The organism is Streptomyces sp. NPDC052043 (assembly GCF_044548235.1).
Taxonomy (GTDB): Bacteria; Actinomycetota; Actinomycetes; order Streptomycetales; family Streptomycetaceae; genus Streptomyces.
In genome coordinates, this window is the sequence record NZ_JBIUBT010000003.1 from 519643 (window position 1) to 546483 (window position 26841).

At 73.4% G+C, this 26841-nt stretch carries 29 protein-coding genes; 15 read left to right on the forward strand and 14 right to left on the reverse strand.

Features of this window, described 5'->3' with window-relative positions; genetic code table 11:
* Positions 1-37: 37 nt before the first annotated feature.
* From ACIHCX_RS10215 to ACIHCX_RS10225, 3 genes are all read left to right on the forward strand, one after another.
* A complete protein-coding gene (locus ACIHCX_RS10215) occupies positions 38-880 on the forward strand; it encodes an alpha/beta fold hydrolase (protein WP_400028456.1) in 843 nt (280 codons plus the stop codon).
* A 47-nt stretch (positions 881-927) separates the two neighbouring features.
* Positions 928-1791, forward strand: coding sequence for a pentapeptide repeat-containing protein (locus ACIHCX_RS10220; protein WP_400028458.1), 864 nt, complete (start codon positions 928-930; stop codon positions 1789-1791).
* Between the two features lie 88 nt (positions 1792-1879).
* Positions 1880-2605: a DUF2470 domain-containing protein gene (locus tag ACIHCX_RS10225; protein WP_400028459.1), complete on the forward strand. Its 726-nt coding sequence runs from the start codon at positions 1880-1882 to the stop codon at positions 2603-2605.
* Here the strand turns inward: ACIHCX_RS10225 and ACIHCX_RS10230 are convergent.
* The 4 genes from ACIHCX_RS10230 to ACIHCX_RS10245 all read right to left on the reverse strand — a co-directional run bounded on the left by ACIHCX_RS10230 (position 2573) and on the right by ACIHCX_RS10245 (position 6849).
* Positions 2573-3721, reverse strand: coding sequence for a lactonase family protein (locus ACIHCX_RS10230; protein ID WP_400028679.1), 1149 nt, complete (start codon positions 3719-3721; stop codon positions 2573-2575). The two genes, ACIHCX_RS10225 and ACIHCX_RS10230, sit on opposite strands and share 33 nt — an antisense overlap.
* A gap of 238 nt (positions 3722-3959) precedes the next feature.
* The gene (locus ACIHCX_RS10235) at positions 3960-4997 is read right to left on the reverse strand and encodes a hypothetical protein (protein ID WP_400028460.1); all 1038 of its coding nucleotides are present in this window, start codon (positions 4995-4997) and stop codon (positions 3960-3962) included.
* A complete protein-coding gene (locus ACIHCX_RS10240; RefSeq protein WP_400028461.1) occupies positions 4994-6301 on the reverse strand; it encodes an aromatic acid exporter family protein in 1308 nt (435 codons plus the stop codon). The genes ACIHCX_RS10235 and ACIHCX_RS10240 overlap by 4 nt, the downstream gene beginning before the upstream one ends.
* A 53-nt stretch (positions 6302-6354) precedes the next feature.
* On the reverse strand, positions 6355-6849 hold the full coding sequence (locus ACIHCX_RS10245) for an FBP domain-containing protein (protein WP_400028462.1): 495 nt from the start codon (positions 6847-6849) through the stop codon (positions 6355-6357).
* Between the two features lie 85 nt (positions 6850-6934).
* Here ACIHCX_RS10245 and ACIHCX_RS10250 point away from each other — a divergent pair, with 85 nt between their 5' ends.
* The 3 genes from ACIHCX_RS10250 (at position 6935) to ACIHCX_RS10260 (ending at position 10657) form a co-directional block, all read left to right on the forward strand.
* Positions 6935-7990, forward strand: coding sequence for a phosphotransferase family protein (locus ACIHCX_RS10250; RefSeq protein ID WP_400028463.1), 1056 nt, complete (start codon positions 6935-6937; stop codon positions 7988-7990).
* 92 nt (positions 7991-8082) lie between these two features.
* Entirely contained in the window at positions 8083-9369 is a 1287-nt protein-coding gene (locus ACIHCX_RS10255; protein WP_400028464.1) for an ROK family protein, read from the forward strand.
* Positions 9370-9445: 76 nt separating this feature from the next.
* Positions 9446-10657: a cysteine desulfurase-like protein gene (locus tag ACIHCX_RS10260; protein ID WP_400028465.1), complete on the forward strand. Its 1212-nt coding sequence runs from the start codon at positions 9446-9448 to the stop codon at positions 10655-10657.
* A 44-nt stretch (positions 10658-10701) separates the two neighbouring features.
* On the opposite strand, the gene ACIHCX_RS10265 is transcribed toward ACIHCX_RS10260, so the two are convergent.
* The 3 genes from ACIHCX_RS10265 to ACIHCX_RS10275 all read right to left on the reverse strand — a co-directional run bounded on the left by ACIHCX_RS10265 (position 10702) and on the right by ACIHCX_RS10275 (position 12705).
* Positions 10702-11511, reverse strand: coding sequence for an SAM-dependent methyltransferase (locus ACIHCX_RS10265; RefSeq protein ID WP_400028466.1), 810 nt, complete (start codon positions 11509-11511; stop codon positions 10702-10704).
* Between the two features lie 123 nt (positions 11512-11634).
* Positions 11635-11880 (reverse strand): DUF397 domain-containing protein, encoded by a 246-nt coding sequence (locus ACIHCX_RS10270; protein ID WP_400028467.1) that lies wholly within the window; start codon positions 11878-11880, stop codon positions 11635-11637.
* Between the two features lie 3 nt (positions 11881-11883).
* Positions 11884-12705: a helix-turn-helix domain-containing protein gene (locus ACIHCX_RS10275; RefSeq protein ID WP_400028680.1), complete on the reverse strand. Its 822-nt coding sequence runs from the start codon at positions 12703-12705 to the stop codon at positions 11884-11886.
* A gap of 416 nt (positions 12706-13121) precedes the next feature.
* Here ACIHCX_RS10275 and ACIHCX_RS10280 point away from each other — a divergent pair, with 416 nt between their 5' ends.
* Both ACIHCX_RS10280 and ACIHCX_RS10285 read left to right on the forward strand, forming a co-directional pair.
* A complete protein-coding gene (locus ACIHCX_RS10280) occupies positions 13122-13631 on the forward strand; it encodes an ATP-binding protein (protein WP_400028468.1) in 510 nt (169 codons plus the stop codon).
* A gap of 332 nt (positions 13632-13963) precedes the next feature.
* Positions 13964-14470 (forward strand): DUF6624 domain-containing protein, encoded by a 507-nt coding sequence (locus ACIHCX_RS10285; protein WP_400028469.1) that lies wholly within the window; start codon positions 13964-13966, stop codon positions 14468-14470.
* Between the two features lie 33 nt (positions 14471-14503).
* Here ACIHCX_RS10285 and ACIHCX_RS10290 read toward each other — a convergent pair whose 3' ends face one another.
* Positions 14504-15532, reverse strand: a complete 1029-nt coding sequence (locus tag ACIHCX_RS10290; protein ID WP_400028470.1) for an SDR family oxidoreductase — start codon at positions 15530-15532, stop codon at positions 14504-14506.
* 107 nt (positions 15533-15639) lie between these two features.
* Positions 15640-16659: a PHP domain-containing protein gene (locus ACIHCX_RS10295; RefSeq protein ID WP_400028471.1), complete on the reverse strand. Its 1020-nt coding sequence runs from the start codon at positions 16657-16659 to the stop codon at positions 15640-15642.
* A 108-nt stretch (positions 16660-16767) separates the two neighbouring features.
* Between ACIHCX_RS10295 and ACIHCX_RS10300 the strand changes: the two genes are divergently transcribed.
* Entirely contained in the window at positions 16768-17001 is a 234-nt protein-coding gene (locus ACIHCX_RS10300) for a hypothetical protein (RefSeq protein WP_400028472.1), read from the forward strand.
* A gap of 64 nt (positions 17002-17065) precedes the next feature.
* Here ACIHCX_RS10300 and ACIHCX_RS10305 read toward each other — a convergent pair whose 3' ends face one another.
* Positions 17066-18319, reverse strand: coding sequence for a lectin (locus ACIHCX_RS10305; protein ID WP_400028473.1), 1254 nt, complete (start codon positions 18317-18319; stop codon positions 17066-17068).
* A 262-nt stretch (positions 18320-18581) separates the two neighbouring features.
* On the opposite strand from ACIHCX_RS10305, the gene ACIHCX_RS10310 reads away from it, so the two are divergent.
* On the forward strand, positions 18582-19550 hold the full coding sequence (locus tag ACIHCX_RS10310) for a ribose-phosphate diphosphokinase (RefSeq protein ID WP_400028474.1): 969 nt from the start codon (positions 18582-18584) through the stop codon (positions 19548-19550).
* 165 nt (positions 19551-19715) lie between these two features.
* Positions 19716-20099: an anti-sigma factor antagonist gene (locus ACIHCX_RS10315; protein WP_400028475.1), complete on the forward strand. Its 384-nt coding sequence runs from the start codon at positions 19716-19718 to the stop codon at positions 20097-20099.
* Between the two features lie 83 nt (positions 20100-20182).
* On the opposite strand, the gene ACIHCX_RS10320 is transcribed toward ACIHCX_RS10315, so the two are convergent.
* The 4 genes from ACIHCX_RS10320 to ACIHCX_RS10335 form a co-directional block, all read right to left on the reverse strand.
* Complete coding sequence (locus ACIHCX_RS10320; protein ID WP_400028681.1) at positions 20183-21133, reverse strand: NADP-dependent oxidoreductase; 951 nt, start codon at positions 21131-21133, stop codon at positions 20183-20185.
* Positions 21134-21348: 215 nt separating this feature from the next.
* Positions 21349-21648: a DUF4235 domain-containing protein gene (locus ACIHCX_RS10325; RefSeq protein ID WP_400028476.1), complete on the reverse strand. Its 300-nt coding sequence runs from the start codon at positions 21646-21648 to the stop codon at positions 21349-21351.
* Between the two features lie 47 nt (positions 21649-21695).
* Positions 21696-22715, reverse strand: a complete 1020-nt coding sequence (locus ACIHCX_RS10330) for a glutathione S-transferase family protein (protein WP_400028477.1) — start codon at positions 22713-22715, stop codon at positions 21696-21698.
* 191 nt (positions 22716-22906) lie between these two features.
* Positions 22907-23356: a nitroreductase family deazaflavin-dependent oxidoreductase gene (locus tag ACIHCX_RS10335; RefSeq protein WP_400028478.1), complete on the reverse strand. Its 450-nt coding sequence runs from the start codon at positions 23354-23356 to the stop codon at positions 22907-22909.
* 285 nt (positions 23357-23641) lie between these two features.
* On the opposite strand from ACIHCX_RS10335, the gene ACIHCX_RS10340 reads away from it, so the two are divergent.
* From ACIHCX_RS10340 to ACIHCX_RS10355, 4 genes are all read left to right on the forward strand, one after another.
* On the forward strand, positions 23642-24847 hold the full coding sequence (locus ACIHCX_RS10340; protein ID WP_400028479.1) for a cytochrome P450: 1206 nt from the start codon (positions 23642-23644) through the stop codon (positions 24845-24847).
* Positions 24848-24859: 12 nt separating this feature from the next.
* Positions 24860-25057, forward strand: coding sequence for a ferredoxin (locus ACIHCX_RS10345; protein WP_400028480.1), 198 nt, complete (start codon positions 24860-24862; stop codon positions 25055-25057).
* A gap of 141 nt (positions 25058-25198) precedes the next feature.
* A complete protein-coding gene (locus tag ACIHCX_RS10350; protein WP_400028481.1) occupies positions 25199-25813 on the forward strand; it encodes a flavoprotein in 615 nt (204 codons plus the stop codon).
* A gap of 33 nt (positions 25814-25846) precedes the next feature.
* On the forward strand, positions 25847-26815 hold the full coding sequence (locus ACIHCX_RS10355) for an aldo/keto reductase (RefSeq protein ID WP_400028482.1): 969 nt from the start codon (positions 25847-25849) through the stop codon (positions 26813-26815).
* Positions 26816-26841: the final 26 nt, after the last annotated feature.

Genomic DNA, 26841 nt, shown 5'->3' on the forward strand with positions numbered 1-26841 from the left:
TTGCCCGGCGGGCGGCGGCCCTGACAGGGTCGTCGCCATGCCCGACCACCACCGCGCGTACGACGCGACGACCCTCGCCCACCGCGTCCTCGGAGAGGGCCCCGCGGTCATCTGCCTGCCCGGCGGACCCATGCGGGCCTCGGACTACCTCGGCGACCTCGGCGGTCTGTCCGCGCACCGGCGGCTGGTGCTGCCGGACCTCAGGGGCACCGGGGGATCGGCGGTCCCGCGGGACCCCGCGAGCTACCGCTGCGACCGGCTCGTCGACGACGTCGAGGCACTGCGCGAGCATCTGGGCCTGGAGCGCGTGGACGTGCTCGCGCACTCCGCCGGCGCGAACCTGGCGGCGCTGTACGCGGCCCGCCACCCCGAACGCGTCGGCAGACTGGCGCTGATCACGCCGAGCGTCCTGGCCGTGGGCATCGAGGTCACCGGCGAGGACCGGCGCGAGACGGCGCGGCGGCGTGCGGGCGAGCCCTGGTTCGCGGCGGCGTACGCGGCCCTGGAGGAGATCACGGCGGGCCGGGCGACGGACGCCCACTGGCAGGCGCTCGCCCCGCTCCGCCACGGCCGCTGGGACGCGGCGGCCCGGGCCCTCGACGCCGCCGACGCCGCGCAGAAGAACGCCGAGGCCGCGGCCGCGTACGCCGCCGACGGCGCCTTCGACCCGGACGCCACCCGGGCGACGCTCGCCCGGTTCACTTCCCCGGTGCTCGTGCTCGCCGGTGAGGTCGACCTGAACTCGCCTCCCGCCGCCATGGCCGAGTACGCCGGGCTCTTCCCGCACGCCGAACTGGTCGTCCAGCCCGGTGCGGGGCACTACCCGTGGCTCGACGACGCCGACCGGTTCGTGGCGGCCACCGCCGCCTTCCTGCGGTGAACCGCCCGTCCGGGCCCCGCACCCCACGATCAGAAGGCTGAAACACCATGCAAGACCGGAAAGACGCCGGGCACGACCGGAGCGGTCTGCGCGGCGACTGCGCGCGGTGCTTCGGGCTGTGCTGTGTCGCCCTGACCTTCGCCGCCTCCGCGGACTTCGCCCTGGACAAGCCCGCGGGAAAGCCGTGCCCGAACCTTCGGGACGACCACCGGTGCGGCATCCACACGCGGCTCCGGCAGCAGGGCTTCAGCGGGTGCACGGTCTACGACTGCTTCGGCGCGGGACAGAAGGTCTCGCAGGTCGTCTTCGGCGGGCGGGACTGGCGCACGGCCGGGGAGGACGGGAAGGACGGGGAGGACGCCCGGCTGATGTTCGAGGTGTTCCCGGTCGTGCGGCACCTGCACGAGTTGCTGTGGTACGTGACCGAGGCGCTCGCCCTGGGCGCCGCCCGCCCGGTGCACGGCGAGCTGCGCCGGGCGCTGGAGCGGACCGAACAGCTCACCCTCCTGCCGCCCGTTGAACTCGTCGCGCTGGACGTGGACGCCCACCGCCAGGAGGTCAACGTCCTGCTGCTGCGCGCCAGTGAGCTGGCGCGGGCCGGGGTGCGGCGCGGGAAGGGACGGCCGAAGGACCGGCGCGGCGCGGACCTGATCGGCGCCCGGCTGAAGCGTGCGGACCTGCGCGGGGCCAGTCTGCGCGGCGCCTGCCTGATCGCCGCCGACCTCACCGGAGCCGATCTGCGGGACGCGGACCTGATCGGCGCCGACCTGCGCAACGCGGACCTGACGGATGCCGATCTCACCGGCGCGTTCTTCCTCACCCAGCCGCAGGTCGACGCGGCCCGGGGCAGCGCCGGCACCCGGCTGCCCGGATCGGTCTCCCGTCCCGCGCACTGGACGGCGCGGAGCTGACCGCCCGGTCGACGAAGCCCTCCCTGGTTGGCACGCCCCCCGATCTTCGATAGGTTAGGCAAGCCTTACCTAAGAAGGAGGTTGGGGGATGGACGACAGCCAGACCTGGACGGCGGTGCCCGGAGCGGCCCAGCGGGCGCGGTCCGTGCTCGAGGCCGCCTGGTCCTGCGCGGTGACCGCGCAGGGCGGACGGGAGGAGTACGTCGGTGCCCACACCGTGCGCGAGGACGGCCGCGTCGTGCTGCGCGTGCCCGAGGACAGCGCCCTGGGCACCGTCGCGATCTGCGCGCCGCGCGGCGAGCCGTCGGCCGTCCTGGAGTTCGCCGACGTCGCCCCCGTCCCCGTGCGCGACCGGATCCGCGCCCGGCTCCGGCTCGCCGGCCGGCTCGTCCCCGAGGCCCGGCACCTGGTGTTCCATCCCGCGCGCGTCGTGCTGCGGCAGCCGTCCGGCACGGTGGTCGTCGGCACCGAGGAGTTCACCGCCGCCGCGCCCGACCCGCTCGCCCTGGCGGAGGCCGGCCTGCTCACCCACCTCGCCGACGCCCACCCCGAGGCGGTGGAGCGGCTGACCCGGCTGGTCGGACCCGACAGCCTGCACGGCGCGGTACGCGTCCGGCCGCTCGCCGTCGACCGGCACGGACTGACCCTGCGCGTCGAACGCGCCCGCACCTACGGCGACGTACGCCTGCCGTTCCACACGCCCGCCGACGACGTCGCCGCGCTCACCGAACGCATGCACGTCCTGCTGCTCCAGGCGGGCGCCGCCTCCTGCCCGCGCGCCCTACAGCGGCAGCGCGCAGACGGCGACGGGTGAGGGGAACGGCGTACCCGCCAGGCGCAGCGCGCCGTTCGCGCGGTCGACGTGGAAGACGCTGACCGTGCTCGACTTCTGGTTCGCGGCGAACAGCAGCGCGCCGTCGGGCGAGAAGGCGATCTGACGCGGGAAGTCGCCCGCGACCGGTGTCGTGCCCAGCAGCCGGAGCCGGGCCCCGCCCGCCTCCACGGCGTAGCGCGCCAAGGTGTTGTGACCCCGGTTGGCCAGGTACGCGAACCGGCCGTCGGCCGTGACCAGGACCTGCGACGGATAGTTCGCGCCCGTGCCCCCGCCCGTCGACTCCGTCGCACCGATGGTCAGCCGCCCCGTGGACCGGTCGTACGCGCAGACCGCGACGGTGTTGCCGACCTCGTTGGCGAGATAGGCGTATCGGCCGTTCGGGTGAAAGGTCAGCTGGCGCGGTCCGGCGCCGGGCCGGGTGTGCGCCTGGGAGACCTCGGTGAGACGGCCCGTGCCGGTGTTCAGGCGATAGGTGTAGACGGTGTCGGTCCCGAGGTCCACGGCGAGGACGTGGCCGCCGTCGGGGCTGGTGAGGACCTGGTGGGCGTGCGGCCCCTGTTGCCCGGGTCCGGGCGGCGGGCTGGTGTGGGTCACCAGGTCGGCCCGCTCGCCGAGCGCGCCCGAGGCGGCGATGGGGTGCACGGCCACGCTGCCGGACCCGTAGTTGGCGCTGAGCAGCCAGCGCCCGCTCGGGTGCACGGACAGATGGCAGGGCGCCGCCCCGCCGGTGCTGCGGGTGCCCAGGACCCTCCGGTCGGCGAGCCGTACCGCGGTCACACCGCCGTTCGTCCGCTCGTCGACCGCGTACAGGGTGCGGCCGTCGGGATGCACGGCGAGGTAGGACGGGTCGGCGACCTCGGCGAGAGTGCCCCGGCCGCCGACGGAGCCCGACACCGGGTCGTACACCGCCAGGCCGATGCCCTTGCCGCCGCCCGGCACGGAGGTGTAGGTGCCCAGGTACAGGGGCCGCCGCCCGGACGGCCTCGCCGCCTGCTCCCGGCCGCTCGCGGCGGCCTCCGGCGCGCTCCCGGGCGCGGACCCGGACCCGGGTGCCGCGGGAGCCGGGACCGCCACCACGGCGGCGGCTCCCGCCAGCGCTCCGACGAACCGCCGCCTGCTCCAGCCTCCCCCGGGCTCCGGGCTCCGCCCGGTCGGGGGAGACCCTTCTCCCGATGCCTTCGCACCACCGTCCATGCCCGCACCTCAGGTCGTCGGCTGCCCCGGTCGTGACTGCCACCTTGACGCGGGCCACCGCTCCCACGCAACCGCGGCAGGACGCCGCGGCCGCACACGACGCCCCCTCGCCGCCGCGTGCGGCGGGAGGTCGGCGCGGCTACCAGTCCCCGTCCTCCACCGGCCTGCCCGGCGCGTCCTTCAGGGGGTGCACCTGGTGCGGCGACGGCTCCTGCCACGGCTCGTGGTCGTCGCCGAGCCAGTCACCGGCCGGGCGCACCGCCGACAGCGCGTCGGTGGGGGCGAGGTCCTCGGCGTCCTGGTCGTAGTAGTCGAACCAGGGCAGGCCGGCGTTCGTGTACGCGGCGCGGTCCACGGGCGACGGCGGGGGAGCCTCGCCGGTGATGCGGCGCCACTGGGGAGGCGTCACCAGGTGCACGAACACCCGCCCGGCGGGCCGCTCGGACCAGGCGCCCGGCGGTCGGTCGTCCCGGTACACCTCCTGGCGCATGGAGCCGCCGACGCCGAGCCCCATGGCGGGCGCGACCCGGCGGGGGGCGGCCGGCGCGGCGCCGGGCGCGGGCGGGGCCGCCGCCGCCATGGGGGCGCCACCGAAGATCTGGGCCGACCGGGCCGCCTCCCGACGCCGGCGCAGCCGCTCCTCCTCGCGCCACCGGGCCAGTTCGGCGTCGTTCAGCGGGAACGACTGCACCTGCACGCCGCCCCACACCTCCTCGCCCGTGACCTGGCCCTCGACGCTCGCCCCCAGGCCCAGCGGCACGGCGACGAACTGACGCACGGTGCCCTTGCCGGAGTTGATGCCGTCCAGCCACGGCTGGCGGGGCAGCACCACGTAGTTCTGCGGGTCGCGGCGCAGCCGGTCGCTCCACGGCAGGCCCGACACCGCGCACACCTTGCCCACGCCGACCTGGAGTGCGGCCGGCTCCGTCGTGCCCGCGAAGCTCAGCCACATCGCCTCGCGCAGGTACACCGGCAGCATCACCCCGCCGCGCGCCCGCCACTCCTCGGGCACCGAGTCCGCGTAGTCGGCCACCCGGCGCACCGGGAACTCGCCAAGCCCCGGCGGCAGCGGATGCGTCCCCCGCTCCGGCAGCCGCAGGGTGCGCACGAACCGCACCGCCACACCGCCCGGCAGCCGCAGTGTGTTCCCGTCGATCCGCACCTTCGCCTCGGTCATGCCTGCTCCCCTCCCTCACAGGACCGCGCCGTCGGACGACCGCGCCCCTCTCGCACAGAACGCCGCGCGACGCCCTCACGGTTCCGCCGCTGCCGGACCGGCGCGCCCAGCCGGTCCCCGAGCCGGGGCAGCCGAGGGGCGCGTTCGCGCTGGGCGCGGTTGTAGCGGTCCAGTTCCTCCAGGAGCCGGCGTGAGCGGTGCTCGGTGTCCATCTCGTCGATGATGCGGTCGACCTCGGTGAGCACCGCGCCGTACAGCTGCCACTGGGTCGTGTCCCGCTGCGCCTCCTCCAGCAGCAGCCGCGCCACCTTGTCGCGGGTGGCCGAGGTCTGTCGCAGCTCCGCGGCCAGCCGGGCCTCGGCCTCCTCGGCGCTCGCGCTGACGTCCGTGGTGACCAGCACCGCGAAGCTGACCACCGCGTCGGCGACCTCGGACAGCAACTCCTGCACCAGGGCTCCGGTCTGCGGCGAGAACATCGGCTCGGGGGCCCGCCGCTTCGTCAGGTCGGTGAAGGTGCGCGCCAGCACCCGCAGCACGACCGTGCAGATCTCCAGCGTGTCGAGACCGGTGCGCAGCACCACCCGGTGCAGCATGCCCTCGCGCACCCGCGGATTGAGCCGCAGGCTGTCCTCGGCCTGCCGGAGTGAGGCGTCCACCTCGGAGATGTCGTGGTCCAGCCGGCGCGCCTCGTGCAGCCGCTGCGCGGCGAGCTCCACGGGCGGATGCCCGGCCGCCTCCTCGCCCAGCCGCAGCATCAGCTGCCGCACACGCCGGGCCAGGCCCTCGATCGACGCACCGGCCTGTTCGGTCCACACCGGGGGAGCGAGCAGCAGGTTGCAGGCGAGCCCGACCCCCGCGCCGATCAGCGTCTCCTCGACCCGCGCCGAGGCGGTACTGCCCACGGCGGTGACGCCGAGGACCAGCATCGCGCTGATCGCCACCTCGGGCACGAACTCGTCCACCCGCACCATGTGCCCGACCGCCAGCGCCGCCAGGATCACCAGTGCGAGGCTCCACCAGGTCAGCCCCACCAGCAGCGAGAAGGCGATGGCCACCAGCACTCCGGCCACCACGGAGTTCACGCGGCGGATGCCGGTGGTCAGCGTGGAGTAGAGAGTCACCTGGACGACGAGCAGAGCCGTCAGCGGCGCGGTCAGCGGCGCCGGCTCCGGACTCAGCCGCAACGCGATCACATACGCGATCGTCGCCGCCGTCGTGGAGCGCAGCGCCTGCACGACCACGGGGTCCCGGCGCCGCTTCGCCAGCCGGAGCAGGGGCGAGGTCCAGTCACGTACCTTCCGCATCCCTTGCGCAGTTCCCCGATCGCGCGGGGGTCGAACGTGACCGTGCGGCGCCGTCAGGCGTACAGCTTGTCCAGGAAGGCCGCCAGGTTGGCCGTGGTGCGGGCGATCTGCTGCTCCAGCGTGAGGCTCTCCTCGAAGCGCGCGCCGGAGTCCGGGACCTTCCTCCCGCGCACGTAGAGCGAGCAGGCGAGGTCGGTGCACATGTACACGCCGACCGAGTTGCCCTCGCGGCCCGCCGCTCCGGCCTTGCGGGCGGTCATCAGGGAGACCCCGCCCCCGCGGTGGGTGGTCAGGCAGATCGAGCACATGCTGCGGTGCAGGAACCCGCGCTGCGAGGCGGGGAAGCGCAGGGTGACGCCCATGAGCCGGCCCTTCTGCTCGGTGACCAGATAGCTGCGGTCGGGCGCTCCGGGATCGCGCCAGCCCAGGAAGTCCAGGTCGTCCCAGGGACGGTCGCCGAGGTCGCGCGGCAGGGACAGGCGCTTGGCCTCGCCCTTGGAGCAGTTGACGAACGAGTTGCGGACGTCCTGCTCGGTCAGTGATCTCATGGGGGGCTCCGGTAGGACGGGAAAAATGTTTCCTAAAGGGATTAGTTTTGCGGCTAGGGTAAGCAGGATCCGAGAGGGGGGTCCAATGGATTTCGAGGACGTGGCTGTCGAGGACACGGCTGTCGGGGACGCGGATTCCGGTGACCCGGACACACCGTCGACGCGGTCGTGGGGGCGGGCCCGGCGCGCTCTGCGGGCCGCGGGCGTCCCACCCGGGCGGCTCGCCCGGCTCCGTGCGCTGGGCGGCGGCACCTACAACAGCGTCGAGGAGCTGCGCCTGGCCGACGGCACCCGCTACGTGCTGAAGGTCCCGCCCGCCCCGACCGCGCCCGGACTGCGCTACGAGAGGGACCTCCTGGTCGGCGAGGCCGAGTTCTGCCGGAGGGCGGGGCGGGCCGGAGTGCCGGCGCCGCGCGTGGTCGCGGAGGGCGAGGAGGCGGGCCGGCGCCATCTGCTGATGACGGCCTGCCCCGGCGAGCCGTGGGGCGCGTCGGTGACGGACGCCGAAGCGGCGCACCTGTGCGCTCGGCTGGGCGGCCAGGTGGCCCGGCTCCACCAGGTGACCGGCCCCGGCTTCGGCTACCCCTCCGGCGCGCTCGGCCCGCTCGCCCCCGACTGGCGCACCGCCTTCACCGCCATGTACGCCGCCGTCCTCGACGACGCCCGCCGCTACGGCGCCCGGCTGCCCCGGCCCGTCGACGAGATCGCCCGCACGGCCGGGTCCGCGTACGAGGCCCTGGACGAGGTCGCCGTGCCCCGCCTGGTCCACTTCGACCTGTGGCCGGGCAACATCCTCGTCGACCGCTCGCAGGACGGCGTGCGCATCGGGGGCCTGATCGACGGCGAGCGCATGTTCTGGGGCGATCCCGCGGCCGACTTCGTCTCGCTCGCCCTGCTCGGGGACATCCGCGAGGACCGGGCCTTCCTCGCGGGCTACCGCGCGGCCGGCGGCCGGGCCGAGTTCGGCCGGACGGCCCGTCTGCGGCTCGCCCTGTACCGCAGCTACCTGTACCTGATCATGCTCACCGAGGCGATTCCGCGTGCCCTGGGGCAGGAGCACGAACGCTGGGTGCGCGCTCACGTCGCCCCCGAACTGTCCGCCGCCCTCGAGGAGATCACCCGACTCACCGTCACCTCTTAATTTATTGCGTGGACTAAGGGCCCGCAGAAGTCGCGCCCGGACGGCCCGCGGCGGTATGTTGCAGCTCGGGCACGGTTCGGGAGGGGAGCCACATGGCGGGGCGGAACGGGCGCACGGTGCGCGATCTCAGAAGGGGCAACCGTTCGGCCGTACTGCAACGGCTCTACTTCGACGGCCCCCTCAGCCGCTTCGAGCTCGGCCCCGCGACCGGCCTCAGCTCCGGCTCCGTCAGCAACGTCGTCGCCGACCTGGCCGCCGACGGCCTGGTCGAGGAGGCCGGCAGCGTCGACTCCGACGGCGGCCGCCCGCGCACCCTGCTGCGCGTCGTGCCCGGCAGCGGCCACATGATCGGCGTGGACGTCGGCGAGACCCGGGTCCGGGTCGAGCTGTTCGACCTCACCCTCACCGAACTGGCGCGCACCGAACGGGCGCTGGAGCCGCAGCGCTACGACGTCGACGTGATCACCGGGCACATCCGGGACGGGATCGCCGAGGTCCTGACCACGGCCGGGCTGCCCCCGGAGCGCCTCCTCGGGGTCGGCATCGGCGTCCCCGGCATCGTCGAGCCCACCCCCGACCGCGGTGCCGTCGTGCACGGGCAGACCATCGGCTGGGACGCGGTGCCCCTGGAGTCCCTGCTCCGCGACGGTTCACGGCTCCCGGACGGCGTCCCGTACTTCATCGACAACGGGGCCAAGACCCTGGGCCAGGCCGAGATGTGGTTCGGCGCCGGGCGCGGCGCCCGCAACGCGGTCGTGGTGCTCTTCGGCTCCGGCGTCGGCGCGTGCCTGGTAACCCCCGAGGTGGAGCGCGGCCGCGCCGTGGAGTGGGGGCATCTGACGGTACGCGTACGGGGGCGCCGCTGCCGCTGCGGTGCCCTCGGCTGCCTGGAGGCGTACGCCGGCGCGGAGTCCCTGCTGGCGCGCTGGCGCGAGGAGGGCGGCCGTCCGCCGCGGGGCACCGACGAGGAGACCGCGCTGACGGCGCTGCTCGCCGCCGCCTACCCGCCCGAGGGGACCGCCGCCGACCCCGTGGCGCTCGCCGTGCTGGAGGAGACCGCCGAGTACCTGGGCGCCGGCCTGTCCGACCTGATCAACCTGTTCCAGCCCGAGCGCATCCTCATCGGCGGCTGGGCCGGCCTCCAGCTCGGCCCCCGCTTCCTGCCCGCGGTACGCCGCCACGCGACCGCGTACGCCCTGCGCCACCCCGCCGAACGGGTGACCGTCGACCTGGGCCGACTCGGCCCGGACGCGGTCACCGTCGGCGCCGCGATCCTCCCCCTCGCCGACTTCTTCACCCGCGGCGGCCGCCGCGCCGACCCGGCCCCGAAGGACCCGGTCCCCGCCTGGCGGACGGCCCTGGAGGAACGCGGAACGTAGGGGGCTGTCCCCGGGGCGCGGGGCGATGGATCATGGGGGCCGTATCCCGCGCCAGGAGCGTTCGAAGGAGTAGCCCGTGACGCATGACATCGCCGGTGTCCGCGCGCAGTTCCCCGCCCTGAAGGCCGGGTGGGCCCATTTCGACGGGCCGGGCGGCAGCCAGACGCCGCAGCCGGTCATCAACGCCGTCGCCGAGGCGCTGGCCGGTCCGCTGTCCAACCGGGGGCTGACGACGGCCGGCGAGCGCAACGCCGAGGACTGCGTCGCCGCCGCCCGGCGGGCCATGGCGGACCTCCTGGGCGCCGAGCCCTCCGGGGTCGTCTTCGGGCGCAGCGCCACCCAGCTGACGTACGACTTCTCGCGCACGCTGGCCCGGACCTGGGCGCCCGGCGACGAGGTCGTCGTCACCCGGCTCGACCACGACGCCAACATCCGTCCCTGGGTCCAGGCCGCCGAGGCCGTGGGAGCCGTCGTGCGCTGGGCCGACTTCGACCCGGCGACCGGTGAACTGACCGCGCGGCACATCGCGGACCAGCTGTCGGAGCGCACCCGGCTGGTCGCGGTCACCGCCGCCTCCAACCTGATCGGCACCCGCCCGGACCTGCCCGTGATCGCCGCCCTGGCCCACGAGCGCGGCGCCCTGCTCTACGTCGACGGCGTGCACCACACCGCCCACGCCCCGGTCGACCTCGCGGCCCTGGGCGCCGACTTCTTCGCCTGCTCCCCGTACAAGTTCCTCGGCCCGCACCTCGGCGTCGTGGCGAGCCGTCCGGACCTGCTGGAGACCCTGCGCCCGGACAAGCTGCTGCCCTCGTCCGACGCGGTTCCCGAGCGCTTCGAACTCGGCACCCTGCCCTACGAACTGCTGGCCGGCACCCGGGCCGCGGTGGACTTCCTGGCCGGGATGGATCCGCGGGCGCGCGGCACCCGGAGGGAACGGCTCCTCACGTCCTTCGGCTCGCTCGAACGGCATGAGGACGCGCTGCGCCGCCGGATCGAGGAGGAGCTGTCCCGCCTCCCGCAGATCACCGTGCACTCGCGCGCGGCCGAACGCACCCCGACCCTGCTGCTGACCATCGAGGGCCGCAGCACCGTCGACGCCTACCGCCACCTGGCCGAACACGCCGTCGCGGCGCCGTCGGGCGCGTTCTACGCCCTGGAGGCCTCCCGCCGGCTCGGCCTGGGCGACACCGGCGGGCTGCGGATCGGACTGGCCCCGTACAACGACGAGGAGGACGTCGACCGGCTCCTGGAGGCGCTGGCGGACTTCCTGCGCACGGCGCCGTAGAACTGTGGACCGGGGCGTGGCCCGCCCGTCCCGCCGTCCGGCGGTCAGGGCTTGCGGGCCACGCCGCCGTGGATGTCCGTGGGCTCGGGCCTGCCGCCCGGTTCGGGACGCCACAGCGGGCAGGAGACGATGCCGGGCTCGAACAGCTCGAGTCCCTCGTAGTAGGGGGCCAGTTGCTCGGGGCTGCGCAGCACGTACGGGACGGCGCCGGTGTCGTCGTAGCCCTGCTGGGCCTCCTTGAGCGCCTGGTCGGTGTCGGTGCTGTCGTAGTGCACGAAGCAGCTGCCGGAGGGCAGGGCCGCCTGGAGGCGGCGGACGATCGACTTCGCCTCCTCGTAGTCCTGGACGTGGCCGAGGATGCCCATCAGCATCAGGGCGACCGGCTGGTCGAAGTCGAGGATCTTGCCGGCCCGGTCGATGATGGCCTCGGGGTCGTGCAGGTCCGCGTCGATGTACTCGGTCAGGCCCTCGGGGCTGCTGGTGAGCAGAGCCTGGGCGTGGCGCAGCACCAGCGGGTCGTTGTCGACGTAGACGACGCGTGACTCGGGGGCGACGCGCTGGGCGACCTGGTGGGTGTTGTCGTAGGTCGGCAGTCCGGTGCCGATGTCGAGGAACTGGCGGATGCCGAGGTCGCCGGCCACGAAGGTCACGGCGCGGACCAGGTACCGGCGGGAGGCGCGAGCCATCGTCTCGATGTTCGGCGCGTGCTCGCGGTAGGCGTCGCCCGCGATCCGGTCCACCTCGTAGTTGTCCTTGCCGCCCATCCAGTAGTTCCAGATGCGGGCCGAGTGCGGCACCGTGGTGTCGATCTTGGACAGCGCGTCCTGGTCGGGAGTGAGCTCGCCGTCTGCCATGGGGGGTCTCCTGCCGTGCGTCCCGAGATCGGTGTCGCCCTTCAACCTAGCGTCAACATCCGTACGCAGAGCCGGAGTTCACAAGGATGACGTCGGCGGACGTCGGATGACGCCGCCGCGGGCTCAGTCGACCAGGAAGTCCGCCTGACCCGCCTTGACGCCCCGAAGGAACGCGATCATCTCCTCCCGGGTGTAGAGCAGCGCGGGCCCCTCGGGGTCGGTGGACTGGCGGAGGGCGACCCTGCCGTCGGGAAGGCGCTTGGCCTCGACGCAGGAGCCGCCGTTCGTGCCGCTCCAGGGCTTGTGCCAGCCCTCGGTGCCCAGGTCGCCGGCCGGCACGCCGCTGTGCAGGGGGGCGTCGGATGCCATGGTTCACAACTCCTTACGCAGTTCGCCCAGGATGTCCCTGGTCCGTGCGACCGGTTCCGCCTGTACGGACATCCGGTCCAGAACTTCGAGATAGGTCACGACGTCCTCCGGCCGGTCGTAGTACACCGAGCCCGCGAGGTTCTCGGTGTAGACCACGTCGGGCAGTTCGGAGAAGCCGAAGCGGAAGTGGTGGAAGGGGCCGAAGGCGCCCGGGTGGGCCCCCACCGAGTAGGGCATGACCTGGACGCTGACCTTCGGCATCCGGAGCACCTCGACGAGCCGGTCCAGTTGGGCCCGCATCACCGCGGGACCGCCGACGGGACGGCGCAGCACCGTCTCGTCCACGATGGCCCACACGGCCGGGCCGTCCGGCTTCGCGAGCAGGTCCTGGCGTCTTTGGCGCAGGGCCACGCGGCGGGCGACCTCCTCCTTCGACTCGTTGGGGAATCCGATCCGCATGAGCGCGGTGGCGTACTCCCGGGTCTGCAACAGGCCCGGCACGTAATGGGGTTCGTAGAGGCGTATGACGCTGGCTTCGCTCTCCAGGCTGACGTACGCCTTGAACCAGTCCGGCAGCACGTCGCGGTACTTGTACCACCAGCCCGGCCGGTTGGCCTCCCGGGCCATGGTGGCGAAGTCGTCGATCTCCGCCGCGGGGACGCCGTAGGTGCGCAGCAACTCCTTGACGTACGGGATGCGCAGGCCGACCTCGGCCTTCTCTATCCGGCGGACCGTCAGGGGGGTGACCTCGATGGCCCGTGCCGCTTCCTCGAACGAGACCCCGGCCCGCTCCCTCAGGTGCCGCAGACGCTTGCCGAGGACCATCCGCAGGACGGTGGGCGCGCTCCCGCCTGAGCGGTTCTCCCTCACGTCCTACCTCCTGAACGGCCTTCGTCGCGTGCAGTGTGGCATGTCGTCGACGACAGAGACAGGGTGTTCGTGAACGTTCTGAAATTATCAGAACGCAGGTTGCGGGCCGAGTGTGTCCGAGACCATAGTGACAGGAAGTGCTGTCGCGCAGCGGGTCGTCGCACCGGCCAACTGCGCTTTTCAGCAACAGAACTGACGTTCTGCCAGATGTGGGAGCCCGGCCCGCACGGGAACGCGACGCGAGACCTGGATGGCCACCGTGACCGACGGACAGTCGAGGAGCCCGCAGGCCCCGACCTCGCCCTGGGCACGCGGGCGCGTGTGGCCGTCCTGACGCGGTGCGCCGCGCCGCCGCTTCCGAAGGAGGACCGATGACGGCATCCAGTGCCCGGCGTCCCGGGCCGCCGCCCGCGCCGGCGGACACCGGGCACCGGCCGGCAGGCTCCGCGGGGGCCGCCGCCGCGGACGAACCCTTCCGCGTCCGTTCCACCGTGCCCGCCGACCCCTCCTGGGCGGCCGCCGTACGGCGTCTGGTCGCCGGGCAGCTCGCCCGGCTGCCGCTGTCGGCCGATCAGCGCGACGGCGCGGTGCTCGCCACGGACGAGCTGTTCGCCAACGCGGTCGAGCACGCGCGCACCGGCCCGCACGACACGGTCACCGTGACCATCGAGGGGGGCGCGCACACCCTCCGCGTGACGGTGGCGGACTCCTCGCCGGTGCTGCCACGGCCGCGATCGGTCGACGAGACCGCCGAGTCGGGACGCGGACTCGCCATCGTGGCCGCGCTGGCGGACGACTGGGGCATGGCCCCGCCGGAGCCCGGCTGCCCCGGCAAGAGAGTCTGGTTCACGCTGCGCCGCCGCGGGGGCACGGCTCCATGACGGCCTCCCCGGACCACCCCGTGGACACCCCCACGACACCCCACGACCCGACCGGGTACCCCACGGCCCGGACGCCCCACGCACTCTCGAACACACCGGCACCGGGACAGCCCGAGACAGCACCACCACCGGGGCAGCGGGACGCGGTGCCGCCGGCGGAGCGGGACGAGGTACCGCCGGGCGAGCAGAGCGCGGTGCAGCCGTGCGGCCGGGGCGAGGTGCTGCCGCCGGGAGGCGTGGCGCCGCCGGAGAGAGAGCCTGCGGTGTTGCCGGTTGGGTTGGGCACGGTGCCATCGCGCGACGCGGTGGCGTCGGGCGGGCAGGGTGTCCCGGTGTTGTCGGGGGAGGCCGGTTCTCCGATCGCGGCCGAGTTGGTGCGCAGGGCCGATGCGGACCGGGAGTCGACGCGGGAGGCGGGTGCCGCGCTCACGGCGGGGCGGCGGCGACGTGTGGCGCAGTGCCGCGGGGACAACGCCGAGGCGCTCGCCGCGATCGTGCGCCGGCACGGCTGGCCGACCGTCGAGGCCGTCGGAGGGGCCGCGTCGACGGCGGCCCTGATGATCCTGCTGCACGCCCCGGACCTGGATTTCCGGCTGCGGTGCCGGGATCTCATCGCCCAGGCCACCGCGGACGGCCGCTGCCCCGCGGTCCACCTGGCCTACATCGCCGACCACTGCGCCGTGGAACTGGGCGAGCCGCAGTTCTACGGCACGCGGATCAACCCCGCCACCCTGCGCCCGTACCCCGTCCGCCACCCGCAGACCCTCGACGAGCGCCGCCGGGACGTCGGACTCGGCCCGCTGGAGGAGCAGATGCGGGCGCTACGGGCGCACGGCTGACACCTCCGGGGCCGCCTCTGGGCCCGCCGCGGCTCATCCGACCTTGCGGCCCCGCAGCGGCTCCGTCTCCTCGCCCGCGCCCCGCTGCATTCCCTGGAGGAACTCCTGGATCACCTCGGTCGCCGTACGCTCCGGGCGCCAGCCCAGTTCGGTGCGGGCCCGGGTGCAGTCCATCAGGGGGAGGTGGAGCACCGCGTCGAACAGCTGGGGGGACGCGGGCAGCAGGCGCAGCCCCCACGCGGCGGCGATCGCCGAGCGCGCGGCGGTGCGCGGCAGCCGCACGGGCCGGGAGCCGAGCAGTTCGCCCAGCACCCGCGCGTCGAGCGGCGGCTCGGCGGCCAGGTTGAACGCCCCCCGCACCTCGTGCGCGAGCGCCAGCCGGTAGGCGCGGGCGGCGTCGTCCGTGTGCAGTGCCTGCACCCGCAGGCCCGGGACGTCCGGCAGGAACGGCATCAGCTCGGGCCGGGCCAGCTGCCCCGGCAGGAACCGGCCGCCGAAGATCCGGCGCTGCTCGCTCGCCGACTCCCGCTTGAACAGGAAGGCCGGGCGCATCCGGACCACGCGCACGTCCGGATGGTCCCGCTCGAAGACGTCGAGGGCCCGCTCCAGATACGCCTTCTCCCGGCAGTACGCGGCGTCCGGCCAGCCATGGGTCGGCCACGACTCGTCCACCGCGTGGTCCTTCGGCCCCGGTGAGTACGCGCCGACCGACGAGGCGTGCACGAGGACCGGCACCCGTGCGGCGGCCACCGCCTCGAAGACCCGGATGCTGCCCAGCACGTTGGTGCGCCAGGTGGCCGCCGGGTCGTGCGTGGGCTGGAAGGCCCAGGCCAGATGGATCACCGCGTCGGCGCCCGCGAACTCCCCGGCCAGCCCGGACTGCTCGAAGGACAGGTCGACCGAGGCCCACTGCGTCTTCGGCGGCGACCACTGGGGGATCCGGCGGGCCAGCCCCCGCAGGGACCCGATCTCCGGATCCTCGGAGAGAACGCGTACGACACTCGTGCCGACATTGCCGGTGGCGCCCGTGACGACGACCCGGCTGCCCGAAGCGCTGCTCACCTTCGGCTCCTCTCGGCGGCGGACAGTGCGAACCACCGAGTACCCGGCCCCGGCCGGCCGACGCGGACCGCGCGGACGAGCACCAGGGCATGCGCGGGCTGCGTGCCTCAGGGCGTCCGGCGCTCGTGGGTCCAGGCCAGTAGCTGTTCCGCGGTCCACGTGGTCACCACACGCTCCGGGGGCACCCCGCACTCCTCGGCCCGCGCGCACCCGTGGATCTGCCAGTCCAGCTGGCCGGGCGCGTGGGCGTCGGTGTCGACGGAGAACAGCACGCCGGCCCCGACGGCCCCGCGCAGCAGCCGCCGCGGCGGGTCCAGCCGCTCCGGGCGGCTGTTGATCTCCACGGCCGTGCCGGTCTCGGCGCACGCGGCGAATACCGCGTCCGCGTCGAACTCCGACTCCGGCCGCCCCCGCCCGGTCAGCAGCCGTCCGGTGCAGTGGCCGAGGACGTCGGAGTGCGGATCGCGCACGGCGGCCACCATGCGGCGGGTCATCGAGCGGGCGTCCATCCGCAGTTTGGAGTGCACCGACACCACCACGAGGTCCAGCCGTTCCAGCAGCTCCGGCTCCTGGTCGAGCGAGCCGTCGTCGAGGATGTCGCACTCGATGCCGGTCAGCAGCCGAAACGGCGCCCAGGTCCGGTTCAGCTCCGCGACCACCTCCAGCTGCTCGCGCAGCCGCTCGGCGGACAGCCCGCGGGCCACCGTCAGCCGCGGTGAGTGGTCCGTGAGCACCGCCCACTCGTGCCCGAGGCGCGCCGCGGTCCGGCCCATCTCCTCGATCGGGCTGCCGCCGTCGGACCAGTCGGAGTGCAGGTGGCAGTCGCCGCGGAGCAGCGCCCGCAGCCGTTCACCGCCCGGGGCGAGCGGCGCGTCCGCCTCGTCCTCCAGCGCGCGCAGATAGCCGGGCACCTGCCCGGCCAGTGCCTCCCGCACCACCTGGGCGGTCTTCGGGCCGACGCCCTTGAGCGACTGGAGCGTCCCGGCCGTGGCGCGCTCGGCGACCTCGTGTGCGGGCAGTCCGGACAGGACCCGGGCGGCGGTGCGGAAGGCGCGTACGCGGTAGGTCGGCGCCAGGGACCGCTCCAGCAGGAAGGCGATCCGGTCCAGTGCCTCGACAGGGTCCATGGCCACCTCCACCCCCAGGGTTCCCCGGTGCCACCGGGACCGCATCACGCGGCACTCCGGCGTCCGGCGGGAGCCCGTCGCCGCGGGCGGCGTCTTACCCTTGCAGGTATGACCGAAGCTGCCCTGCACATCTCCCGGCCGCGGATCCTGGTGCTCGCCGTGCAGCCGGGCAGTCCGCCCTTCCGCATCGTGGAGATCGACGGCGAGGTGGTCGGCGAGGCGAAGACCGTCATCGACGTCCTGGAGGCCGCCGCCGCCTTCGGCATCAACGTCCACGACCTCGACGATCCGGACGTCGTCCGCTGGGTCGGCGGCGACAAGTTCACCTGGACCGTGCACTAGGACCTGTTGCGAACAGGCCCTAGCCGCGTGCCTCAGCCGCGGGCACTGGTGCCGGCCCGAGGGCTCAGCCCACCGTCCACTTCTGGTTGGCGCCACCCGTGCAGGTCCAGATCTGCAGCCGGGTGCCGTTGGCGGAGTTGTTGTCGGTGACGTCCAGGCACTTGTCCGCCTGCGGATTGACGATGTCCCGCGCCGAGGAGACCACCCACTTCTGGTTGGGTCCGCCGGTGCAGTCCCACAGCTGGACGGTGGCGCCGTCCGCGGTGGAGCCGTCCGTGACGTCCAGGCACTTGCCGAGCGCGCGCAGGGTGCCGTCCGAGGCGACCGTCCACTGCTGGGCGGGGGTGCCGTTGCAGTCGTAGAGCTGTACCGGGGTGCCGTTGGCGGGGCTCGCCCCGGCCACGTCCACGCACTTGCCGGCCAGGCCCCGGATCGCGCCGCCGGCCGGCCCGTCGTTACTCGTGGTCACCGAGACCGAGTCGACCACCAACTGCTGCGGGAAGGAGGTGGCGCCGTCCGGGTCGCCCGGCCAGTCGCCGCCCACGGCGAGGTTCAGGATCAGGAAGAACGGCTTGTTGAACACCCAGCTCCGCCCGCCCAGGTCCGCGGGGGTGCGGCGCTGGTAGACGGTGCCGTCCACCGACCAGGTGATCGAGTCGGGCGCCCAGTCGACGGCGTAGGTGTGGAAGGCGTCCGCGAAGGGCTGACCGCCGGGCAGCGAGTAGGACGCGCCGATACCGTCCCCGCCGGAGTAGCCGGGGCCGTGGATGGTGCCGTGGATCGTGGAGGGCTCGAAACCGACGTTCTCCATCACGTCGATCTCGCCGGAGTTCGGCCAGCCGACCTGCCCGAGGTCGGTGCCGAGCATCCAGAACGCGGGCCACATGCCCTGCCCGCGCGGGATCTGCATCCGGGCCTCCACGTGCCCGTACTGCGCGGAGAACTTCCCGGACGTGTTCAGCCTGGCGGAGGTGTACTGGCAGGTGCCGTACCAGCACTGGTAGTTGGACGGGTTCTCCCGGCGCGCGGTGATGACCAGATGGCCCTGGCCGTCCAGGGCGGCGTTGCTGTTGCCCGCCGTGTAGTACTGGCGTTCGTGGTTGTTGACGTTGTCGCCGGTCTCGAGCTGCCACTTGGAGGAGTCGACGGCCGCGCCGGCGGGACCGTCGAAGGTGTCGGAGAACGTGGCGGCGGCGGCCGCCGTGGGGACGGCCGCCTTCGGGGAGTCGGCCTCGGCGGTCCCGACGGCGGCGGAGCCGACCAGGACCGCGGACAGGGCGGCGAACAGACTTCTGCGGAGCAGGCGTGGACGGACCACGGCTCTCCCTTCCGTGCGGCGGCCCGGGCCCGGGCCGCCGACCGTGGTGGGGGGTGAATGTGTCGCCCTTGATTCAAGGAGTGAGATAAGGGAGCGTCAATACGTGGTACGGACCAATTCCGGCCATCGCCCTGGAAGTTGCCGCGGGCGGCGTCGCAACGCCTGCGGCCCTGGCCCGCCCCCCGTTGGCGTGCCGCGACCGGGTTCCCGCGTGATCAGTAGCATGAGCGGCAGTCGTCAGTGATCAGGCGAGGAGCGGATCGTGCGAGACATCGCGGTGTTCAGCGGCAGCGCCCATCCCGAGCTGGCGGCGGAGGTCTGCGCGCATCTGGGCGTGCCCCTCAGTCCGGCGCGGGTCAGCCGGTTCGCCAACGACTGCCTGGAGGTGCAGCTCCGGGCGAACTGCCGGGAGCGGGACGTCTTCCTCATCCAGCCGCTGGTCAAGCCGGTGCAGGAGCACCTGGTCGAGCTGCTGCTGATGTGTGACGCGGCCCGTGGCGCCTCCGCCGGGCGGATCACCGTCGTGATGCCGCACTACTCCTACGCCCGCTCCGACAAGAAGGACGCGCCGCGCATCTCGCTGGGCGGCCGGCTGGTGGCCGACCTGCTGGTCGCGGCGGGCGCGAGCCGTGTCCTGGCGATGACGCTGCACGCCCCGCAGGTGCACGGCTTCTTCTCGGTGCCCGTCGACCACCTGCACGCGCTGCGCGAACTCGCCGAGCACTTCCGGCAGTACGACCTGTCCCGCACCACCGTGGTCTCTCCGGACCTGGGCAACGCCAAGGAGGCGGCCGCCTTCGCCCGGATGATCGGAGCCCGGGTCGCCGCCGGGGCCAAGCAGCGCTACGCCGACGACCGGGTGAGCATCAGCTCCGTCATCGGTGACGTGGCCGGACGGGACGTCATCGTGCTGGACGACGAGATCGCCAAGGGCAGCACCGTGCTCGAACTCCTGGATCGACTGCGTGAGTTGGGGCCCCGCTCCATCCGTGTCGCCTGCACCCACGGCCTGTTCGCGGCGGGCGCCCTCAAACGGCTGACCGAGCAGAGCGACGTCCTGGAGATCGTGTGCACCAACACCGTGCCCGTGCCGGTGGAGGACGAGGCGTACCGGGCGCACAAGGGCAAGCTGCGGATCCTGTCCATCGCCCCGGCCCTCGCCGAGGCCGTACGCCGCATCCACAACGGGGAGTCGGTCAGCGCCCTGTTCGACGCGCCGCCCGGCGAGTAGCCTCAGTCGGCCGCACCGCGGAGACATATGTCAACCGAACATGCTGGATTTCCCTCCTAGGAGGGTAACTTGCAGAGTGGGTAAGGGTGTTGGGCCCCGAAGACCGGGGGATGCTGTGGTCTCCGGGCCCGTCGCACGAGGAGCCGGTTGGAGGGGAATGTCGTCGTGCAGCAGGATCCTGCGCCGCCGTTCACCCGGCATCTGCGCGTCCACCGGGACCGCGGGCACACGGTGCTCGAGTTCCGCGGCGAGATCGACATCGCCGCTGAGGCGCAGATCGCCCCGCACATCGACCGGGTCACGGCACGGCCCGGTGCCCGGGTCGTGCTCGACCTGAGCCGCGTGGACTTCTTCGACTGCTCCGGCCTGCGTCTGCTGTACCGGGCCCGCGGCCGGGTCCTCGACCAGGGTGGAGAGCTGCACCTGGTGTGCACGCATCCGTTGACCCTGCGCATCCTCAAGGTCACCGGTCTGGCCCGGCTGCTGCCCCCGCAGCCGACGCTGGAGGCGGCCCTGGAACAGCACGGGGCCGCGTCCGGCTCCGTGTGACCGGGCACGCCGCCGGACGCGGGCCGGCCCTCGGTGCGCCGCCCGGCGGCACGCCGCGGCGGGGTGTGCCCGGACACCGGGCGTCAGTCCATCAGCAGCACCAGCTTGCCCGTGGTGCGGCCGGTCTCGCCGAGCTCGTGCGCCCTGGCGGCCTCGGCGAGCGGGAAGGTGCCGGCGACCGTGGCGCGCAGCCTGCCCTGCTCGACGAGCTCCGCGATCTCCTCCATGCCGTGGTGGTCGGCGTCGACGAGCATCCGCACCGCCCGCACGCCGAGCCGCTCGGCCTCCCGGTAGAGGTCGTCGGAGCCGACCGGCAGGATCGACACCACGATCCCGCCCGGGCGCAGCACCCGCAGGGAACGGAGCGAGGTGTCACCGCCGATCGTGTCCAGTACGACGTCGACGTCCCGCACCGCCTCGGTGAAGTCGGTGGAGCGGTAGTCGACCGGCTCGTCCACGCCGATGCCGCGCAGGAAGTCCTGCTTGCCCGCGCTGGCGGTGCCGAGGACGTACGCGCCGCGCGCCTTGGCGATCTGCACGGCCACATGGCCGACTCCGCCGGCCGCCGCGTGGATCAGCACCCGCTGCCCCGCCCTGAGGTCCGCCCGCTCCACCAGCGCCTGCCACGCGGTCAGCGACACCAGCGGCAGCGCGCCCGCCCGGGTGTGGTCGATCCCGCCCGGCTTCGGCACGAAGGTCCGGGCCGGAGCGGTCACGTACTCGGCGTGCGAGCCGTGGCCGAACGGGTAGGACAGCATGCCGAAGACCTCGTCCCCGGGCCGGAAGAGGGAGGCTCCGACGCCCGTGGCCTCGACCACCCCGGAGACGTCCCAGCCCAGGACGAACGGCGGCTCCCCGAGGAAGCCGCCGCCCGCCCGGTGCTTCCAGTCCGTGGGGTTCACCCCGGCCGCCCGCACCCGCACCAGCACCTCGTTGGGCCGGGGCACGGGCCGCTCCAGCTCGATCTCCCGGAGCACCTCGGGACCGCCAAGGACGTCCTGACCGATCGCGCGCATCGTCTCCATGCCGTTCATCGTGGACCAGCCCGCCCGCACCAGCCCGCTCATCCGGCGGCGCGTCCCCCGGGCCCGGACCCGCCCGGCGCCGCGAGGACCTGACGGGCGGCCGCAACGGCCGGGATCCGGCCGCGGCGCGGGCCGGTGGCGGCGGCCGGTCGCCCTGCCGGGCCGCGGGCCGCCGGTCGCGGCCTGCGGCCGGGGCGGCCGCCGGGATTCCACGGCAGGGCGGGTCAGCCGTGGTCGTCCCTGGCCTTGGCGGGCCAGACGCCGATCGAGCGTTCGACGGCGGTGGCGCCCGCCCGGTCGACGGCGCTGCGCACGACGGCGAGGATGGCGCCCTGGACGGCCGCGGCGAGCAGGATCTCGCCCCAGCGGCGGTCCTCGTCGAGCGGCTCGGGCGCCTCGTCCTCGTGGCGGATGGCCTTCCACGTTGCGCGGAACGCCATGCCCGCCAGCACACCGCCGGCCCAGCCCAGCACGAGGCCGACGGGCTGGTAGACGAGTGGGATCTTGTTCTTCTTCTTGGCCATCGGTGTCTCCTTCGCCGGTACGGGGCCGGGTCGTCGGGGCCGGGTCGTCAGGGCCGGCCCAGCGGCGGAACCTCCTCGCCGGGCCGTACGGGACCCGGAGGGGTGCCGTCGCCGAAGGGGCGCCCGCCGAGCTCCTCGCGGTGATGCGGGCTCAGCCAGCCCGACAGGTCCGGCCCGAGGGGCACGATCCTGGTCGGGTTGATGCCCGTGTGCACCTGGTAGTAGTGCCGCTTGATGTGGTCGAAGTCGACCGTGTCCCCGAAACCGGGCGTCTGGTACAGGTCCCGGGTGTACGCCCACAGCACGGGGTTCTCGGTGAGCTTCCAGAGGTTGCACTTGAAGTGGCCGTGGTAGACGGCGTCGAACCGGACCAGCGTGGTGAACAGCCGGATGTCCGCCTCGGTGATCGTGTCGCCGACGAGGTAGCGCTGCCCGGCCAGCCGGGACGCCAGCAGCTCCAGCCGCCGGAACACCCCCGCGCAGGCGGCCTCGTACTCCTCCTGGTTGCTGGCGAAGCCCGCCCGGTACACGCCGTTGTTGACGTCCTCGTACACCTCGGCCATCACCGAGTCGATCTCGTCGCGCCGCGCCCGCGGGTACAGGTCCGGCGCGCCCGGCCGGTGCAGCGCGCTCCACTCGGTGGCGAGGTCGAGCGTGATCTGCTGGAAGTCGTTGGTGACCAGCTCACCGCTCGGCACGTCGACGATCGCCGGCACGCTCACCCCGCCGGGGTAGCCCGTCTCACGCAGGTCGTAGGCCTCGCTGAGGAAGCGGATCCCCAGCACGGGATCGCGGCCGTCGGCGTCGAGTGTGAAACGCCAGCTCCGGTCGTCCTGGATCGGATCCACGACGGCCAGCGACAGGGCGTCCTCCAGCCCCAGCAGCCGCCGTGCGACCAGGGACCTGCTCGCCCACGGGCAGGCACGGCTGACCACCAGCCGGTAACGTCCGGCCTCCACCGGCCAGCCGTCCCGCCCGTCGGCGGTGATCCGGTCCGCGAAGTGACTCCTGGAACGCTTGAAGGCCTTGTGGCCGTAGGCGCTGTTGCCCTCGCCCCCGCCGCTCATGTGTCCTCCCGGCTCGATGAGTGTCCTGGAGAACACGTTCCCCGAAATCCGCCGGCTCCACGGCATGCGCGGCGGCGCCGGGCAGCGGGCACGAGAGGGCCCCGCCGCGACGGGGGAGCGCGGCGGGGCCTGACAGACGCATGCCCGAACGGGACGGGCTCATGCCTCCCGGCCGGATTTTCTCGAGCGGCTCAGCTCCCGGCGGCCGGCTCCAGCACGAAGACCGGGATCTCCCGCGAGGTCTTCTCCTGGTACTCGGCGTACGGAGGGAACGCGGCCACGGCCCGCTCCCACCACTGCGCCTTCTCCGTCCCGGTGACCTCACGGGCCGTCATACCCTGCTTGACCGGACCGTCCTGAAGGTCGACCCGGGGGTCGGCCTTGAGGTTGAAGTACCAGAACGGGTGCTTGGGCGCACCGCCCTGGGAGGCCACGACGGCGTACCGCCCCTCGTGCTCCACACGCATCAGCGGTGTCTTGCGGATCCTGCCGCTGCGAGCGCCCACGGTGGTCAGCAGGATCACGGGCAGCCCCGTGTCCCGCAGCATGGTCCCCTTGGTGCCGCCGGAACTCTCGTACAGCTCCACCTGCTCCCGCACCCACTGGGTCGGACTGGGCTCGTACTCGCCCTGAAGAGCCATGCCGGCCGTCCTCTCGTCTCGTCGCGTCCTGTGACCGATGGTGCAACGCCATTCAACAACCGCACCCACCCGATCCATCCCCACCGACCCGCCACCAGCCGTCCCCGGGGCCCGGGGATCTGCATCCCGCGCCGTTCGGGCGGCAATCGAATTACGATGCGGAATGGGTGGTTCCCAGCCAGATCCCGCAGGTCGCCGATCTGGCCGAACTTGATGTCGTGTCTCAGGTGCCCCAGGCATCTAATGAAGATCGGCACGACGCATCCTTCGTCTGCGAGGTCTTCCATGACAGACCTGACCGAACTCTCCGAACCCGTCTCCTTCCCCCAGGACCGGGCCTGCCCCTATCACCCGCCCACCGGGTACGACCCGCTGCGCACCGCCCGGCCGCTGGCCCGGATCCGGCTCTACGACGGCCGCCCGGCCTGGCTCGTCACCGGCCACGCCGTCGCCCGGGACCTGCTGGTGGACCCCCGGCTGTCCACGGACCGCACCCGCTCGGGCTTCCCGGCCACCACGCCCCGCTTCGCCGCCGTCCGCGACCGCAAGCCGGCGCTCCTGGGCGTCGACGACCCCAAGCACCGCAGCCAGCGGCGGATGATGATCCCGAGCTTCACCCTCAAGCGCGCCACCGAGCTCAGGCCGCGCATCCAGAAGATCGTCGACGACCTGCTGGACGCGATGATCGCGCAGGGACCGCCCACCGACCTGGTGCGCGCCTTCGCGCTGCCGGTGCCGTCCATGGTGATCTGCGCCCTGCTCGGCGTGCCCTACGCCGACCACGAGTTCTTCGAGGAGCAGTCGAGGCGGCTGCTGCGCGGCCCGACGGCCGAGGAGACGCAGGACGCGCGGGACCGGCTGGCGGAGTACCTGGAGGAGCTGATCGACCACAAGGAGCGGCAGCCCGGCGACGGCCTGCTGGACGAACTCGTCCAGCAGCGGCTGCACGAGGGCGAGCTCGACCGCGAGGAGGTGACCGCCCTGGCGATGATCCTCCTGGTCGCGGGCCACGAGACCACCGCCAACATGATCTCCCTCGGCACCTACACGCTCCTGCTGCACCCCGAACGGCTGGCCGAGCTGCGTGCCGACCCCGCGCTGCTGCCGGACGCGGTCGAGGAACTGATGCGGATGCTGTCCATCGCGGACGGACTGCTGCGGCTGGCCACCGAGGACATCGAGATCGCCGGGACCACGATCAGGGCCGGGGAGGGCGTGGTCTTCTCCACCTCCGTCATCAACCGCGACGAGGACGTCTACCCGGCGCCCGACACCCTCGACTTCCACCGCGCGGCCCGCCACCACGTCGCCTTCGGCTTCGGCATCCACCAGTGCCTGGGCCAGAACCTCGCCCGTACCGAGCTGGAGATCGCCCTGCGCGCGCTCCTCGAACGGCTGCCCGCGCTCCGGCTCGCCGCCCCGCCGGAGGAGATCCCCTTCAAACCCGGCGACACCATCCAGGGGATGCTGGAACTCCCCGTCAGTTGGTAAGAGGCTGCCGCCATGCATATCGAGATCGACAAGGACCGCTGCATCGGCGCCGGACAGTGCGCCCTGACCGCGCCGGGTGTGTTCACCCAGGACGACGACGGCTTCAGCACCCTGCTGCCCGGCCGGGAGGACGGCGCCGGCGACCCGATGGCCCGGGAGGCAGCCCGGGCCTGCCCCGTGGGCGCCATCACGCTGTCCGAGGACGAGTAGGACGAGTAGGGCGAGTAGGGCGAGGAGAACGAGGAGGGACAGGAGGGAAGGTAGGACGAGGAGTGGGGCACCCGGCGGGCCCGCAGGGTGCCCTCGCGAGGGCCCGTGGCCCGGCGGCGGAGGATTGACTAGGGTTCCCGGGTGAGCGAACAGGCCCAGAGGCCCTCCGGGGCACCGCCCGGGAACGAGTCCGGGACCGCGTCCGGGAAGCCCTTCCTCTACGTCGTCGTCTGCGCCGCCGGCATCGCCGAGGGCGTCAGCAAGCTGATCACCGCCGCGCAGGAACGGGGCTGGGAGGTCGGTGTCATCGCGACACCGGTCGCCATGGGCGGCTTCTTCGACACCGCCGCCGTCGAGGCGCAGACCCGCCGCCCCATACGGTCGGCCTGGCGCACGCCGGACGACCCTCGCCCCTTCCCGCCGCCGGACGCCGTGGTCGTGGCGCCCGCCACCTTCAACACGCTCAACAAGTGGGCCGCCGGGACCGCCGACACCCTCGCCCTGGCGACCCTGTGCGAGACGTACGGCATGGGCGTCCCGGTCGCGGTGCTGCCGTGCGTCTCCGACACCCTCGCCGCCCACCCCGCCTACCGGGACAGCCTCGTCCGCCTGCGCGGGATGGGCGTCCGCCTCGGCGATCCCTTCTCCGGCGAACCGACGCCGGACGGCGGCCGACCCGAGTTCGGCTGGGAACGGGCACTGGACCTGCTGGACACGTTTCCGAACCGGACGCCCACGGGCCGCCCCGGCTCGTGACCGGCGACCGCGCCAAGAACAGGAGCAGCAACGATGCAGTACGTGAAGCTCGGTTCGACGGGCCTCGAGGTGTCGCGGATCTGTCTGGGCTGCATGACCTACGGCGTGCCCGGCCGCGGCACACACGAGTGGACCCTCGACGAGGAGGCGTCGCGCCCGCTGATCCGGCAGGCACTGGACGCGGGGATCACCTTCTTCGACACGGCCAATGTCTACTCCGACGGCACCAGTGAGGAGATCGTCGGCCGCGCGCTGCGCGACTTCGCCCGCCGCGACGACGTCGTGCTCGCCACCAAGGTGCACGGGCGGATGCGGCCCGGGCCCAACGGCGGCGGGCTGTCCCGCAAGGCGATCATGACGGAGATCGACCACAGCCTGCGCCGACTGGGCACCGACTACGTCGACCTGTACCAGATCCACCGCTGGGACCCGCACACACCGGTCGAGGAGACCATGGAGGCGCTGCACGACCTGGTGAAGGCGGGCAAGGTCCGCTACATCGGAGCGAGTTCGATGTACGCCTGGCAGTTCTCCAAGGCCCAGTACACGGCCCTGCTGCACGGCTGGACCCCGTTCGTCTCCATGCAGAACCACTACAACCTGCTCTACCGCGAGGAGGAGCGGGAGATGCTTCCCCTGTGCGCGGACCAGGGCGTCGGCGTACTGCCGTGGAGCCCGCTGGCCCGTGGCCGCCTCACCCGGGACTGGGGCGCCACCACCGAGCGCAGCGCCACCGACGCCTTCGGCGGCAAGCTCTACCCCGAGGGCGACCGCGGCATCGTCGAGGCGGTCACCCGCGTCGCCGGGGACCGCGGGGTCCCGCGCGCCCAGGTCGCCCTCGCCTGGCTGCTGCGCCAGGACACGGTCACGGCGCCGATCGTCGGCGCGTCCAGGCCGGAGCACCTGCGGGACGCGGTGGCCGCGGTCGAACTGGAGCTGAGCGACAAGGAGGCCGAGGAACTGGAGGGGCCGTACACGCCGCACGCCGTCAGCGGTCACTGAGAGCGGCAACCGCCCCGCGCACGGGT

Bases quoted from the DNA above. Each gene is read 5' to 3' on its own strand.
- ACIHCX_RS10215 (WP_400028456.1), top strand. From the start codon at position 38: ATGCCCGACCACCACCGCGCGTACGACGCGACGACCCTCGCCCACCGC.
- ACIHCX_RS10220 (WP_400028458.1), top strand. From the start codon at position 928: ATGCAAGACCGGAAAGACGCCGGGCACGACCGGAGCGGTCTGCGCGGC.
- ACIHCX_RS10225 (WP_400028459.1), top strand. From the start codon at position 1,880: ATGGACGACAGCCAGACCTGGACGGCGGTGCCCGGAGCGGCCCAGCGG.
- ACIHCX_RS10235 (WP_400028460.1), bottom strand. From the start codon at position 4,997: ATGACCGAGGCGAAGGTGCGGATCGACGGGAACACACTGCGGCTGCCG.
- ACIHCX_RS10240 (WP_400028461.1), bottom strand. From the start codon at position 6,301: ATGCGGAAGGTACGTGACTGGACCTCGCCCCTGCTCCGGCTGGCGAAG.
- ACIHCX_RS10245 (WP_400028462.1), bottom strand. From the start codon at position 6,849: ATGAGATCACTGACCGAGCAGGACGTCCGCAACTCGTTCGTCAACTGC.
- ACIHCX_RS10250 (WP_400028463.1), top strand. From the start codon at position 6,935: ATGGATTTCGAGGACGTGGCTGTCGAGGACACGGCTGTCGGGGACGCG.
- ACIHCX_RS10255 (WP_400028464.1), top strand. From the start codon at position 8,083: ATGGCGGGGCGGAACGGGCGCACGGTGCGCGATCTCAGAAGGGGCAAC.
- ACIHCX_RS10265 (WP_400028466.1), bottom strand. From the start codon at position 11,511: ATGGCAGACGGCGAGCTCACTCCCGACCAGGACGCGCTGTCCAAGATC.
- ACIHCX_RS10270 (WP_400028467.1), bottom strand. From the start codon at position 11,880: ATGGCATCCGACGCCCCCCTGCACAGCGGCGTGCCGGCCGGCGACCTG.
- ACIHCX_RS10275 (WP_400028680.1), bottom strand. From the start codon at position 12,705: ATGGTCCTCGGCAAGCGTCTGCGGCACCTGAGGGAGCGGGCCGGGGTC.
- ACIHCX_RS10280 (WP_400028468.1), top strand. From the start codon at position 13,122: ATGACGGCATCCAGTGCCCGGCGTCCCGGGCCGCCGCCCGCGCCGGCG.
- ACIHCX_RS10295 (WP_400028471.1), bottom strand. From the start codon at position 16,659: ATGGACCCTGTCGAGGCACTGGACCGGATCGCCTTCCTGCTGGAGCGG.
- ACIHCX_RS10300 (WP_400028472.1), top strand. From the start codon at position 16,768: ATGACCGAAGCTGCCCTGCACATCTCCCGGCCGCGGATCCTGGTGCTC.
- ACIHCX_RS10320 (WP_400028681.1), bottom strand. From the start codon at position 21,133: ATGAACGGCATGGAGACGATGCGCGCGATCGGTCAGGACGTCCTTGGC.
- ACIHCX_RS10325 (WP_400028476.1), bottom strand. From the start codon at position 21,648: ATGGCCAAGAAGAAGAACAAGATCCCACTCGTCTACCAGCCCGTCGGC.
- ACIHCX_RS10330 (WP_400028477.1), bottom strand. From the start codon at position 22,715: ATGAGCGGCGGGGGCGAGGGCAACAGCGCCTACGGCCACAAGGCCTTC.
- ACIHCX_RS10335 (WP_400028478.1), bottom strand. From the start codon at position 23,356: ATGGCTCTTCAGGGCGAGTACGAGCCCAGTCCGACCCAGTGGGTGCGG.
- ACIHCX_RS10340 (WP_400028479.1), top strand. From the start codon at position 23,642: ATGACAGACCTGACCGAACTCTCCGAACCCGTCTCCTTCCCCCAGGAC.
- ACIHCX_RS10345 (WP_400028480.1), top strand. From the start codon at position 24,860: ATGCATATCGAGATCGACAAGGACCGCTGCATCGGCGCCGGACAGTGC.
- ACIHCX_RS10355 (WP_400028482.1), top strand. From the start codon at position 25,847: ATGCAGTACGTGAAGCTCGGTTCGACGGGCCTCGAGGTGTCGCGGATC.